Origin of the sequence: Mesobacillus jeotgali (assembly GCF_031759225.1) — a bacterium.
Lineage (GTDB): Bacteria > Bacillota > Bacilli > Bacillales > Cytobacillaceae > Mesobacillus > Mesobacillus jeotgali_B.
In genome coordinates this window covers 2,269,091-2,282,869 of record NZ_CP134494.1, presented here as the reverse complement: position 1 = coordinate 2,282,869, position 13,779 = coordinate 2,269,091, and the positions used below count along the sequence as shown (strand labels likewise).

Annotated in this window: 13 protein-coding genes; 3 read left to right on the top strand and 10 right to left on the bottom strand. The window is 42.7% G+C overall.

Annotated elements, in window-relative coordinates; translation table 11 throughout:
- Positions 1-70: 70 nt before the first annotated feature.
- Positions 71-3,208, bottom strand: a complete 3,138-nt coding sequence (locus RH061_RS11430; RefSeq protein ID WP_311076171.1) for an AAA family ATPase — start codon at positions 3,206-3,208, stop codon at positions 71-73.
- Entirely contained in the window at positions 3,205-4,350 is a 1,146-nt protein-coding gene (locus tag RH061_RS11425) for an exonuclease SbcCD subunit D (protein ID WP_311076170.1), read from the bottom strand. Before RH061_RS11425 ends, RH061_RS11430 begins: the two co-directional genes overlap by 4 nt.
- 285 nt (positions 4,351-4,635) lie before the next feature.
- Between RH061_RS11425 and RH061_RS11420 the strand changes: the two genes are divergently transcribed.
- Positions 4,636-5,478 (top strand): STAS domain-containing protein, encoded by an 843-nt coding sequence (locus RH061_RS11420; protein ID WP_311076169.1) that lies wholly within the window; start codon positions 4,636-4,638, stop codon positions 5,476-5,478.
- A gap of 34 nt (positions 5,479-5,512) precedes the next feature.
- Here the strand turns inward: RH061_RS11420 and RH061_RS11415 are convergent, their stop codons facing one another.
- The 4 genes from RH061_RS11415 to RH061_RS11400 all read right to left on the bottom strand — a co-directional run bounded on the left by RH061_RS11415 (position 5,513) and on the right by RH061_RS11400 (position 8,282).
- The gene (locus RH061_RS11415) at positions 5,513-6,466 is read right to left on the bottom strand and encodes a glycine-rich domain-containing protein (RefSeq protein ID WP_311076168.1); all 954 of its coding nucleotides are present in this window, start codon (positions 6,464-6,466) and stop codon (positions 5,513-5,515) included.
- Between the two features lie 137 nt (positions 6,467-6,603).
- Positions 6,604-6,804: a cold-shock protein gene (locus RH061_RS11410; protein WP_311076167.1), complete on the bottom strand. Its 201-nt coding sequence runs from the start codon at positions 6,802-6,804 to the stop codon at positions 6,604-6,606.
- Between the two features lie 237 nt (positions 6,805-7,041).
- On the bottom strand, positions 7,042-7,530 hold the full coding sequence (locus tag RH061_RS11405) for a HAMP domain-containing sensor histidine kinase (protein ID WP_311076166.1): 489 nt from the start codon (positions 7,528-7,530) through the stop codon (positions 7,042-7,044).
- A 77-nt stretch (positions 7,531-7,607) separates the two neighbouring features.
- On the bottom strand, positions 7,608-8,282 hold the full coding sequence (locus RH061_RS11400) for a LytS/YhcK type 5TM receptor domain-containing protein (RefSeq protein WP_311076165.1): 675 nt from the start codon (positions 8,280-8,282) through the stop codon (positions 7,608-7,610).
- Positions 8,283-8,406: 124 nt separating this feature from the next.
- Here RH061_RS11400 and RH061_RS11395 point away from each other — a divergent pair, with 124 nt between their 5' ends.
- Both RH061_RS11395 and RH061_RS11390 read left to right on the top strand, forming a co-directional pair.
- Positions 8,407-8,571 carry a hypothetical protein gene (locus RH061_RS11395; RefSeq protein ID WP_311076164.1) on the top strand — a complete coding sequence of 55 codons (165 nt, stop codon included), beginning with the start codon at positions 8,407-8,409 and terminating at the stop codon, positions 8,569-8,571.
- The gene (locus tag RH061_RS11390) at positions 8,564-9,340 is read left to right on the top strand and encodes a hypothetical protein (RefSeq protein ID WP_311076162.1); all 777 of its coding nucleotides are present in this window, start codon (positions 8,564-8,566) and stop codon (positions 9,338-9,340) included. The genes RH061_RS11395 and RH061_RS11390 overlap by 8 nt, the downstream gene beginning before the upstream one ends.
- A 521-nt stretch (positions 9,341-9,861) precedes the next feature.
- Here RH061_RS11390 and RH061_RS11385 read toward each other — a convergent pair.
- The 4 genes from RH061_RS11385 to RH061_RS11370 form a co-directional block, all read right to left on the bottom strand.
- Positions 9,862-10,539 (bottom strand): DUF4145 domain-containing protein, encoded by a 678-nt coding sequence (locus tag RH061_RS11385; protein WP_311076161.1) that lies wholly within the window; start codon positions 10,537-10,539, stop codon positions 9,862-9,864.
- 115 nt (positions 10,540-10,654) lie between these two features.
- Complete coding sequence (locus RH061_RS11380) at positions 10,655-11,620, bottom strand: ArsA family ATPase (RefSeq protein WP_311076160.1); 966 nt, start codon at positions 11,618-11,620, stop codon at positions 10,655-10,657.
- 11 nt (positions 11,621-11,631) lie between these two features.
- The gene (locus RH061_RS11375) at positions 11,632-11,895 is read right to left on the bottom strand and encodes a cory-CC-star protein (RefSeq protein WP_311076371.1); all 264 of its coding nucleotides are present in this window, start codon (positions 11,893-11,895) and stop codon (positions 11,632-11,634) included.
- Between the two features lie 58 nt (positions 11,896-11,953).
- Complete coding sequence (locus RH061_RS11370; RefSeq protein WP_311076159.1) at positions 11,954-13,696, bottom strand: carbon starvation CstA family protein; 1,743 nt, start codon at positions 13,694-13,696, stop codon at positions 11,954-11,956.
- Positions 13,697-13,779: the final 83 nt, after the last annotated feature.

The following is a 13,779-nucleotide window of genomic DNA, read 5'->3' as shown; positions in this document are numbered from 1 at the left end:
ATTTATTAGATTTATGGAAATCCAATAATCGGAAAATACAGCATCTGTTTGTGGATGCTGTATTTCAACGTCAATTCATTAGAACAAATTCTGTTTTGCTACCCGTTTGTGTAGAGATGACCTCAAGTCTTGCATCAATTCTTTCCTTTAGTTCAGGAACGTGGGAAATGATCCCGACAAGTCGGCCGCTGCTTTGTATATCGATCAAAGCTTCTATTGCCTGATCGAGTGATTCCGGATCAAGGGTTCCGAAACCTTCATCGATGAACATGGTTTCGAGTGAAACACCGCCAGCGTAATTCTGTACTACATCGGCCAGGCCAAGTGCCAGTGAAAGCGCGGCTTTGAAGCTTTCACCCCCGGACAACGTCTTGACATGCCTCTCCTGCCCTGTATAGGCGTCTAGCACGAGAAGTTCCAACCCACTCTGAACATTGCCTTTTGAACGATCCGTCTTCCTCATTAGCCGATATCGGCCACTCGTCATTTTGTGCAGCCTTACATTTGCCTCGCGAAGGATATCATCGAGGAAAGCTGCAAGCACAAAGCGCTCGAATGTGATCCTGTAAGTGTTCTGCCCTTTTGAGATTTCATATAAATGACCGACAAGCTTATATTTATCCTCAAGCAGCTTCATTTGTTCATTCAAGGTAACAACCTGTTCAAAGACCGATGAATTGTCTCGTTTTTTCATATTTAAATCCTGATACGCCTCGTCAGCTTCTTTAATTTTATTGTTTAATTCTGCAAAGCGATTTTGGAGTGTATCCATATCAGGCTTTTTAACATCCTTTAACGTCTCTGTCAGTTCTGTAAAACGATCCCTTACAGATCTGACCTCTTCACGATAATTCCTGACATCTGTTTCTAGCTTTTGTATTGCTTGCTCAGAAATCTTAGCCTCACTATAAGATTGGTAGTTTTCAAACCCCTGCGCTGTCATATTTTCTTTGAATGTTTGACGTTCCATGATCAATTTTGCTTCTATTTCTTTTATCCTTTTATCAGCTTCTTCACGACGGGCTTTTTCCGTTCCCAGCAGTTCCTTGGCATCCTGGAAGTTCTTCCGGGCTAGTTCAAGTTCCTGATCAAGCTGTTTTTGTAAAATTTCCGCAGAATGGAGCCTTGCCTCGAATGCCTTTAGTGATCGAAGTTCTTCTGGTATCCTTTCAGTCATTCGCTCCAGGGTCGTCTTCTTTTCTGTATACTCTATGATAAGTTTTTGAAAGTCTTCGTCGAGCTGTTTTAATTGCTGATGCAATTTTTCTTTTCCGTCTTCGAATCTGGTGATTTCTGCTTTTATTTTCTCAAGGTTGTCTTTCTTCATTGAAAGGTTATTCTGCTCTTTTTTCAGTTTTTCAATATCACTTTCTGTAAACAGCACAGCATCAGACAGCTCTTCCAGTTCAAATCCAGGACGGAAGCCGGTAATATCAGAAAGTAATTCCTCTCCAGCTTCGGTCAAAGACCTAATGGCCGCTTCTGCTTCGATAAAGGATTTTTCAGCACTGCTCTTCTCTTTTTCAAGAAGTGATACTTGTTCACGTGCAGCTTTTAAATCCTCCTCAGTCGGAATGAAGCCTCCACTTACTTTTGCTGGTGCAGGATGATGATCTGAACCGCAGACCGGGCAGGCATTGCCATCGTGCAGCTTTCCGGCCAGTACAGCCGCCTGGGAGTGAAGCCATTTTTGCTCCAGCTCTTCTGCTGCGGACTTGCCATCGTTTAAACGGGCAACAGCCTGGTTAAATAGGCCCTTTCTTGCTTCAAAGCTTTTTTGAGCCTGGAGGAATCTTTGATTATGAATGGAAAGCTTTTTCAGCTTGTCCAGTTCACGGATCAGTTTATCCAGCTGTCTGTCGTTTTCGAAGTAAGTGATCTGAGCTGTTTCTGCCTCTTCCTTACCAGCCTGCAAAACCTTGAGACGGTCTTCAGCCAACTTAAGGGTATTTTCACCCTTTTCACGCTCCTGTTTTTTGGCATCGAAGCTTGCTTTAATTTTCTTTACCTCGGAATCAATGCTGTCAAAAGCCAGGACCTCTTCTTTCATATTAGCGAGTTTACTTAGTTGGTCAACTGCCGCCTTCCGTTCTGGTTCACGGTCAATTTGCTTCTGCTGCTCCTGTTCAGCAGACTTCAGTTTCACTGTTAGGTCTTCGATTCGCTTCGTAATCTGGGCAGCCTGGTTCGAAATGGAGTCAAAATCAGCCTTCAATCTGTGGCAGAGCTGTTCCTGGGCGTCAAGCAGTGCTGCTTTTTTCGCGAGCACGGACTGCTGCTCTTTTTCAGTAAATAAAGACTCCTGTGCTTCCAGTTTTTCCTTCACTGTCTTCAAGGTCTCTAGAGATTGAATTTGTTTCAATGTAGCTTCGGCTTCGAATAGGCGCTGCTGCATCTGGTCGCGTTCAAGTTGAAGTTTTTCACGATCTTTTGCCAGTACCTGAAGCCTTGCTTCCATTGCACATATTTCCTTTTTCAGAAGCGGGAGAATCAGGGTATCATTCACACTGCCTGCTGCTACAAGCTCCTTGAGTTCATCATTCTCGACAGCCTTAATGCTGCGTAAATGGGAGTTCCGCTTTTCGACCTGGTCCTCAACCGATTTTTTCAAAAGAGTTGCTTCTTCTTTAAGCTTCTCTTCTACTCTTTTGTAAATTTCAGTATGGAATAATCTCTGCAGGATGACTTCCTTTTCCTTGCTGTCGGATGTCAGCAGCTTGCGGAATTCCCCCTGGGGAATCATCAGGATCTGCCGGAATTGATTGCTGTCAATGATCATGATTTCCTTTATTTTTTCATCAACTTCCCGCACATTGGATGCTAGCAGCTGCAATTCACCATTTTCGTCAATCAAATAGAGCTCGGCCTTCGCTCCGACATTGGTTGTTCCTTCACCTGACTTCTTTTTCCTCTCCTGTTGTGGAGATCTTGTGATTCGATAAGTCTTTCGGCGAAGAGAAAACTCCAAGGAAACCTCGGTCAAAACATCATCGTCCGCAAACTGGCTCCGCAAGTCAGGACCATTCCGATCCTCCCCGCTTGCCTTGCCGTAAATCGCATAACTGATTCCATCAAAAATTGTTGTTTTACCTGAACCTGTTTTCCCTGAAATGACAAACATCGTCCTGTTCTCCAGCTGTTTGAAATCGACTGTTTCGGTACCGGCATAAGGACCGAACGCCTGCATGATCAGTTTAAGAGGTTTCATTTTTGCCCCTCCTCTTTCAGCACATTGCTAATCACATCTGTCATGACGCCACGTTTTTCTTCTGTGAAATCACTTGTGGTCATTTCCTGGTAGAACTGTTGAAATAGCTCGAGTTCTGACTTTCTGTCTTCCCTTATGGAGGTGAAGCTATGTTTATGCTTCTGGTCAATGGATTCAATTTTTCTCTCAAGGTGGAGAACATTCGGGAAGACCTGGCGCAATTTGCCCATTGGGTCGATCATGGCCCCGTCATCAAGCAAAGTTACTTTTAGATAGTCATTCGTATTCTCTTTTTCATAAAAGGAAGGATCCAGGAGCTGTTCAAGATGGCCTTCCAGCTCCCGCATATCCTGTTTCGGTTTCAAGGTCTTATAGCGCATATCAAAAGATCCGTTATCATTCATTTCTACGATTGATATGGATTTCCGCTGTTTTGCCTCGGAAAATGAATATTTTAATAGGGAGCCAGAGTACTTAATCTTGTCATGTTTGATCGCATCCGGGCTGTGAAGATGCCCCAGCGCAGTAAAAGCGAATGGATCAAAGAGGTCCTGCGTGACACAGCCAGAACCGCCAACTGATAATGACCTCTCTGAATCACAAGAGTCCCCGCCAAGAACGAAGGCATGTCCGACAAAAACGTTTGGTTCGTTCGGGTTCAGGTTTTCTTCTATTTTTCCTACAACTGCTCTCATCGCATCCTGATGGGAATGGATGGATGAATCGTCCAGTAAATGGCGGACTACTCCGGGTTCAGCATAGGGAATCAAATGAAAATTCACGCCATTGATATGTACAGGCTTAAAATCGGTCGTTAATTTTCCTGTAAGGTAAAAATGATTATGGCGATACCATGAGCTCCCAAATGATAGTCGCTCAGCACTATCGTGGTTGCCTGCAATCGCAACAATCGGCGTGTTCAGCTCCACATTGATCCGGAACAGTACTTCATCAAGAAGCTCAACGGCATCAGTCGGAGGTACTGACCTATCATACAAATCACCCGCAATCACGACAGCATCAGGCTGTTCCTCTGCGACAAGGTCAACAAATTGATTCAATACTTCACGCTGATCTTCAGTCATGTACATTCCATGGACTAGCTTCCCGAGATGCCAGTCACCAGTATGGATAAATTTCATCCCCAATCACCCCTGTAAATTAAATTAATCTATTTAAATTATTGTTAAATGCTTTTTTGACAATGTTACTATTATATCAAACTCAAAAATCTATTGGGCACTCAAAAAAAGGAAAGGATCAGGAACGTTTGTTCTGATTTTATCAAACATCCAATTTAATATCTACCTGAATTTTCCTCTTATATTGTCTATTATTTAACAGTTAGTAATTGATTCTCAGATTTGACTTTTCTTTTGCGGTTTTCCACAATAGAGGTATGACAAATTATAAAAGCAGGGATAAAAATGGAAACAAGATCAAAGGCTTTATATGAATATTTAGTAGAGCATGCAACCAATTTCACAGAGGATTGGATGAAACGCCAGCGAGTGATAAAAGGATCGGATTACTCTGCTGACGCACCGGCAGAAGTAATGAATAGAGTGAAGGAACAGAATTCAAACTATGTTCGTCTTGTGGCAAAATCACTTTATCAAACTGAGGAAGAGATGAAGGAAACCATTTCAGCATGGACGAGCCAGACTGCAGCTGACCGGATCAAATCTAAAACAGACCTGACAGAAGTAGCATGGAATTCAGGTGTTTTCCGCCGTGTTTACTGGGAGTATGTTCAGAAGTTTGTAAAACAGACGGAAATGGAAATCACATTGGACGATGTTTTTACATGGGAAAAGAAGATCAATTACACGCTTGATTATGTCTTTGAAACTTTTATCGTTGTTTTCATGGAAATCCTTATGAACCGCTTAGCGTCCCAAGCCACACTGATCAAGGAACTGAGCGCACCTGTTATTAGCTTGACAAAAGAAGTCGGCCTTCTTCCTTTGATTGGTGAAATCGATACAACGAGAGCAAAAGGCTTGATGGAATCAACACTTACACAAAGCATTGATGCAAGAATCAACACCTTGATTGTCGATCTTTCTGGAGTAGTGATGGTTGATACGATGGTAGCCCATCAAATCTTCAAACTGATGGACGCATTAAATCTCCTTGGCGTGCGATCGATCGTTACGGGGATCAGACCTGAGGTTGCCCAAACCGCTGTCCAGCTAGGAATCGACTTTTCAGGTATTACAACGGAAGGTAACCTCCAGAATGTCGTAAAAAAAATCATCCAAAGCTAAAACCTGCTAGCAAGCCACTAGCAGGTTTTTCTTTTTAAGAGGAGCATCCTCCGCCACAGCTTGAACAACTGCTTGAACAGCTATGGCCTCCTCCGTCGTTATGAGAATCATTATGCCCTCCCGTACCACAAAATACGGCACTGCAGCTCGATGTACCATGCGCCTGGGTTGAATAGGCATATGCTTGAGCATAATCCCAATACTCATCAAAGTAGTAGTAAGAATAAAACACCATTACCAAGCTTAATCCGGATAGGTCGCCAAATAACACTGGCCTTTCAAATGCCCCTTTTTTATCTGAATTATAAATTTCTTGAGATTCTCTCAGTTGCGCTCTTAGCTGGGTTATTAAGTAATTCACCAGTTCCTGATTATCTTCTTTTACGTTAAATAATTGCTGTTTCAACTCATCGTCACTAAATGAACTCATCTTTTGGAGTACTTCCCGATCCATTGGATAATGGAAAAAATCTCCCCAAGCCTGCCACGTATACTCTGTTATTTCAAACAGCTGAGCGAATGCCCAATCGAAAAACGCTCTTTCCTGGGGTGCGGGTTCAGGCTCCAAGTTTGGCGTATGATGAAGCATTTTCCCAAGATATCGTTCAGAAAATGCTTCATATTGCTTTGTGAACATCAGCATGTCATGCCAAACCTCATCGACCTTGCTGCTGAACATCGGTGTACTTTTCATAATTGAATTAAGGAAGAAATAGCGCTTTAATTCAAAAAGACGCCACTCGAATTCATCATCAGAAATTTGGGGGTGGTCACTTAAAAAACGTAGTTTCACTTGATTGATGTATTCATATGGCAGTGCGTTCTCCAGTTTATGAAGGATGGCAGAAGCCGGCACTTCTTCCAGCAAGCCAAGGCGATTCGGGATGTTCTCCTTCAATAAAACTTTCTTCTTGCTTCCTTTGCCAGATAAATAGGATATCGCAAATAATATCCCTGCTCCAGCGGCAATTGTTAAGAAAATACCCATCTATCATGCACCTCCCCTTATGGAATCATTGTTAAGGTTAATACGGTTTTCTTAGTGAAAAGGTTTCAAGGTGTATAAAATTTTATGTCATTAAAAAAGCCCAGCCTGGTGGCTGAGCTTTAAGATCAGATTAAGAATTATAGTTTAGTAACATTGGAAGCTTGTGGTCCTCGAGCACCTTCCACAACCTCGAAAGAAACTTCCTGGCCTTCTTCCAATGTTTTGAAACCTTCTGTTTGAATGGCAGAGTAATGTACGAAAACATCATTTCCGTCTTCTGATTCGATGAATCCAAAACCTTTTTCTGCATTGAACCATTTTACTTTACCGTTTTTCATGTGAAAGAAATCCTCCTAGATCGGCCGAACAAGCCATGATAAAATTAACCAAATCACAACGACTAGTTCCCTCATACATGACCTATTCAAACGTCTTAAAACATTGGAATAAGCAAATTGCATAGTGCCTAATACGTGTGCAATCAGCTAATTTCAATATAGCAATGATGGATTTTATTGTCAATAAAGGCCAAGTAATATTAACCATTTTTTCAAAAGTCAGCTGGCAAGACATCTTTACTCCATTTTGCTGAAGCGAATATGGAAGGTTGTTCCCTTTCCAACCTGGCTTTTCACTTCTACCTTTCCTCTCATTGCACGTATAATGCTGAATGTTACCATCATGCCAAGACCCGTTCCTTGCTGTCCTTTCGTTGTGTAGTAAGGTTCTCCAAGCCGGGCAATTTGCTCTTCATTCATCCCAATCCCTGTATCCCTGACAAGAATATGGACCACTGGACCGGTCGTAAACGTCTGGATGAGCAGTTCCCCGCCATTAGGCATGGCCTCCAAACCGTTCTTCATCAGGTTGATGAATCCCTGCTTGAACTTCGATTGGTCTCCTGAGATGACTAATCCCGGACTGAACTTTTTCGTTATTTTCACACCATTGAAATTAGCCAATGGGCTAAGTACATTAAGTACCTGATTCAGTTCCTTTTCGACTTCGATTTCCTCTTCCTTTTCAAACGCTGGCCTTGCAAAGGTCAGGTAGTCATTGATCACCTCTTCCGCCCGATTCAATTCCTGGACAGCAATATCAATGAATTCCTTTTTTTTAACCTCAGGATAGCTGTTCTCACCTAATAGCTGTAAAAAACCTTTACCGTTGTAAGCGGATTGCGGATTTCATGAGAAATAGCCGCACTTAAATGGCTGACGGCTTCGATTTTATCGGCCTTTGCCAACCTTTGGCGGATAATGAATGTTTGGCGGATTGTCTCAATTGAATAACTGACTAAACCGGAAGTAAGAGCCGGAATCAAGATGAAGCTGATCCATGCTTCTGGATGTCTGATTGGGGCGTTTACTACGGCGACCATCTGCATCAATAAAAAGGATGTAATGACTGTCAATAAGACAGAAACCCCGACTCTGCTGTTTAAGGTCAATCTGTTAAACCATGGGTGAATCCATTTGAGGAGGATGGCAAGTCCAAAAAAGACCCCCACTGAAACCCAGAACCCATCGTTTATACCTAAAAAACCTCGCATTAAAAGAGTAACACCTGCAAGAAGAAAACTATGTCCGGTATAGAGACTTCCTAGGATCATCGGCACCTGTCGAAGATCAAAGCGAATGCCGTTCTGTACTTCTACTGAAAATATATAACAGGTAAAAATCGATATTATGAAATAGATTAATTGATACCTTTCGCGCTTTTCTTCCTCTACTTGTCTTTCAATGATTAACTGGGTAAAAAATAGCAGAACAAGGAGAAGCGAGAGATTCATTAATAAATGCTTTGTAATTTCCACTGCAACACCACCATAAGTACATATAAAGATAGTATTATAATCCTGTGGACAGCGCAAATTTTACCCATTATCACCTTTTTATTCCTTGCCGTTTGTTTTATATTGGAAAAAAGGAGTGTTGTATATGTTATTATGGGTCATCATTATTTTGCTCGTGCTCATACTTATTGATGTTGTAAGACTGCATAGAAAGGTCGACCGATTGTATGATTTTTTAAATCCAAAGGTTCCGCCATCAGTTGAGGAAATCGAAAATATGCTAACCGCGAAGAATGATAGCCTTGAATAAAAAATGGCTCCCTTACGCACTCGTTTTTATTTCTGTCTTAATGATTTATACATTTGACACATACAAGTCACGTATGCCAGAGTCTGAAAAAGAAGAAGAATCAATCAGTTTCCCGGAAGCAGCCATCACGATTAACGGACAGGAAGTATTGTATAAATCAGGTGCGTTTTCCTGGGTAGAAAAAGGAACCGGACCTGTCGTCGACCAGGATGAGCCACCAATCCTGTTTCATGATTTGCTGCCAGTCAGCGCGAAACCATTCAGTAAGATGAAGATCGACTTTCCTGAAAAAGCGCAGATTGATACTATATCCGTTTATCGCTCACGAGGTGATTTGGAAATGGGGCCTCTGCCTTTGGAAACAATTTTCGATGATACCTATACTTTTAACAATGTGGCTGGGCTAAGTACGGTTATTATAGAAGCCACCAGGAAGGATCGAGTCTATCACTATACTTTTCCGATTATCATAGAAGAAGTAATTTCGTATCAATCCCAACTTGCCGAAGAAAAAGGCCATTTAGCTGTATTGGAACTATACCAACCAGATACACAGCAACAAAACTGGGCCCTGGAACAGGTAAATAATGAGTATGTCCATAAAGCACAATCCATGCAGGTGAACAGCGTTGAAGAAGCACGCCAGCAATTCCCCGATCTAACAATCGAAGCATTGCCATACTACGCCATCTTCAATCATGAACGATTGCTCTACGAGGCAAATAATCGCGATGATTTCTTCAAACTGCTGAAGATCGCGGCCCCTTAGGGAAAGTGCTGCCCTAATCTAACGTCCTATAAAAAAAGTAAGCGCCATTCAAATGGATGGAGTAAAGTCTTTCATTCTTGGCCGTTGAAACTTTGATGACGGACATATTTATTGATATAGCCGTGATTTCTGACCGTCATGACTTTTATGATGGTCATTTTTTCAGAAATGGCCATGATTTCTGTACTTCATCTTCACTTGCGTTTTTTACTTTTCAAAAGATGGAGCACTTCCACCAGTAAAAGCAGAACGGTGATGTAGCATAAGAAAGCAAAAATGATCCCAAGCAAAAGGTTAAGTACCCATTTTTTGCTCCACATTCTGCGAGCGATCAGTGTCCTTCTCCCTAAAGCCTTTTTCATCGGAAGGGTGAGGAAAAATAGTATCGAGAACAAAAGCCCGCTGAAAATACTGCAGTCAAATTCTTCTCCTGCTGTTTCCCCCTTTTCCCCCCTCCTGCTTTAGCAAAAGATCCCCGGATATTGAATATAAAAAGCAGCCTCCAGTGGAAGCTGCGAAAGTCAATTTAGCTTTTTTTCAATTTGTTCTCGGGTCATTTCAATTTTTCCGGGTAACACGAACAGATATTGAATCAAATCTTCCAGTAGATCCATGATTAGTTCCGTCATTTCATCATCCATCTCGGATTCCAACTCAAGCATTTTATGGAGCGCCCCTTCAGGTTTCATCAAAGGGCTTAATGAAGTGACGGCTTTATCTAAATGAATATGGTCCGGAAGCACTTCGAATTGCTGGTCGAGAGTCATGCCCTTTGCCTTGTCACCTAAAAAGTTCTTTAATACATTCTCAAGGACTCTCTTTGCAAGTACCGCAGTCGCAGTATTTTCTTTTGAAAGATAGACGCTGACTGCTGATTTATAAGCCCTGACCAATTCCTCTGGTATTTTAGGAATGTGCTGTATCTGGTTTGTTGGATCGGTTGAGCTCTGTGGATCATATATGTATACATCAGGCTGTGTCTCGTTTTCCCTTGTAATGATCACAAACGGAACACTTTTTTTACATGAGGGACAAACACTTTCAGTCATCAGTCCATGTTTGCTGCTCTGATACGTGGACTTAAGAACAAACTCCACCTTCTCCTTGCAAACTGGACAAATATTTCTAATGCCCTTTGGGACCTTCAAATGTCCGAACTGACTATAGGATGTAATCGAGCCGGCAAAGATACGCCTCATTTTCATGCCCCTTTCTGTGTCGCAGTTACCATCCACTATCAATAGCATTAGTTTCCATACTTCCCAAAATATTAAACCATGCTTTTATATAACCCTAATTAATGAAATGAAAACTCTACTTTTGACTATAGTTTAAACTCATATTAATTTGTTTTCCCAAAATTCCTGAAATTAATTCCAGGGAGCTAAGCGAGGAGATATCCTGCTCAAGAAGAGGCAAGAAAATTTGTCTCTGATTCTTGAATTTTTCTTCAATTTCATCTAGATACAATCGCTCGTTCGATCTCCTTTGTGCCATGAACCTTCCATCTGCCTCCTCAGGGATGACCTTGTTGACAACGATTGAGTTTACATGGATTCCATGCTGATGCAGTGTTTCGATTGCTTTGACGGTTTCAAGGATGGGTAGACGTTCGGCGTTTAGAACAAATATATACTCTGTTTGAGTACCATCAAGCAGGATTTCCCTTACACGCTTGAAGCGATTTTTTCGTTCATTCAGCTTGTCATATAAAGGGTCGTCAACGATTTCACCATCATTCATCCACTGCGCGTAGTTCTCGTTCACCTTTTTGCGCCGTTCCAATAGCCCGTCCATCCAAACACCCATCAACTCCGGCAGAGTCAGCAGCCGGATGGTATGACCTGTCGGTGCTGTATCAAAAACAATGGCATCATAATTTGCTATTTCCTCAAGTACCAATGAGGTGATTTTGTCAAACAGCGCTGCTTCTTCTGCCCCAGGGGAGGAAGCGGCCATATCAATCTGCCTGTTGACCTCCTCCAGCATTGTCGCTTTCACGAGGCCTTTCAAATTTCCTTTTACTCCATTGATGTAGTTCCTGGACTCCTGCTCCGAGTCAATCTCCAAAACATCAAGATTACGGGTTGCTCTTTCAATTTTCCCCCCAGTAAAGTTCCGATGGAATAAATCCCCTGTATTATGGGCGGGATCTGTTGAAACCAGCAGAATCCTTTTCTCTTTTTTAGCAAGCAAGAGTGCCATGGCCGCGGATGTTGTACTTTTGCCAACACCGCCTTTTCCGCCAATAAAATAGATCTTCTTGTCCATCATAGACATAACACTTCCTCCTAACAGCAGCGTATTCCTTCAAGCGGGGATTTTTCCATTCCTGCCCTCAGATGCCAATCATGGAAACGTTCGATGATGACAGGATAGAGTTCCAGAGTATAGTAAAATGCCGGATTGGGCAGACCGAGCATTTCCGAAAAACAAAGCAGCATGAACAAGTCTTCTTCATCTCTTAACTCACGGGCAATTTCGGTCCTGTGCGGCTGCCTGAGGATTTCATCGTATACAGCGATGGCACGCTTGAATTTGTCGTAGAAACCCATCATGCTTTACCCCCTTTCCAAAATGACAATAGAGACCGGTCGCCCGGCCTCCACTGTTTTACATTTCCTTGCCTATTGGCGGTGGATTATTCCTGCTGAAGGCTGTTATTGCCTCGAGGATGATCCAGAATACAAAAATCAGGATCAGGCCGCCGATGCCAAAGAGCAGCATATTCAACTCGCCGCTTCCATATCCAGACCACTGGAAAACAACCTGTTGAATCATGGCCCAGAGTGTCATGAAGAATACGAACACCATCGGAATGAAGGTGACAAGGTAATTCCTTCCCTGACGCTTCAGCCAGATAGAAATGAGCAGCAGGCTGACTCCAGCCAAAAGCTGGTTGCTTGTTCCGAACAATGGCCACAACAAGTATCCACCAGAACCGAATCCGTTAGGGCCTTTTGGCAGGAGTACAAGCGCTGCACTTGAAACAACAGCAACTGTTGTAGCGACATGAGCATTTGTCAAAGACTTGATGTTGTATTCACTTCCTATTTCAGCAATGATATAACGCATCAATCTTACAGAAGTATCCAATGTCGTAGCAGCAAAGCTGACAACGATGATAGAAACAATTGTTCTGGCAATATCGGCAGGAATCCAGATGCCAGTCGCAAGCTGGGCGGCACCATTGATAAAGTTGCCAAGACCTCCCGAGCTTGCTGCCGCAAAGCTTGAATAAGCAGCAGAAAAATCAGCCTTTGTCGCAAAAACGGTTACCACCGCGATGATGGCAATCAGGGCAAGAATCCCTTCACCAACCGCCCCAAGGTATCCAACAAAACGGGCATCCGTTTCTTTTTCCAGCTGCTTGGAAGATGTTCCCGAAGAAACAAGTCCATGGAAACCGGAAATCGCACCGCAGGCAATCGTGATGAACAACAGCGGGAACCAGGACACATCACTTGGCGCTCCATTCAATGCTGGTGCCGTTACTTCAGGCTGAAGGAAAACCAGTCCGGCATATAAAATGAATAATCCTACAACCAACTGGTGTGAATTGATATAATCACGAGGCTGCAGGAGCTTCCAGACAGGTAAAGTCGAGGCAATGTAAACATAGACCATCAACACGACAATCCAGACCAGGAATGCCATGGAAACACCGCTTAGGCCAAACATGACGGTATTATCCGCCCCGCCAAAGTATTTCACAAGATCAATTTGCAATGCTGGAACACGGCTGGCGAGGATGGCGGCGCCATACATGACAGCAAGTGCGACCAAGGAAGGCAGAAGCATTCCTTTTTTCTTTTTATACACTGCATAACCAATCCAGATCGCAAGCGGAATCTGTAAAAATACGGACAGGACACTCGCAGGGAAACTGACAAATAAGTTCGCGATGACCCATGCGAAAACAGCGTTGACCATCAAAACAAGAATTAAAATAATGAATAAGAACATAATTTTTGCACGTTTGCCAATCAGCTTATTTGTGATTGTACCTACTGACTGTCCCTTATTCCTGACTGAAAGGACAAGAGTTCCGAAATCATGGACACCTGCCGCGAAGACCGTCCCTAAAGTAACCCAAAGGAAAGCAGGAAGCCATCCCCAATAGACAGCGATCGCCGGCCCTACAATTGGTGCCGCCCCTGCTACTGACGTAAAATGATGTCCCCAGAGGATCATTTTCTTTGTTGGGACAAAATCAACCCCGTCAGAATATTGGTGCGCCGGTGTCACATAATTCGGATCAAGACGGTAAATCTTTTCAGCTACCCACCTAGAATAAAATCGATAGCCAATCGCAAAGACAATCATCCCGATTACGGCTAACCATAAAGAATTCATTGATTTTAACCTCCTTTTTTATAAGTTGGTACTACAACTTAATAATAAAAATATATTACCTGACTAGTCAATAAATTCTGACT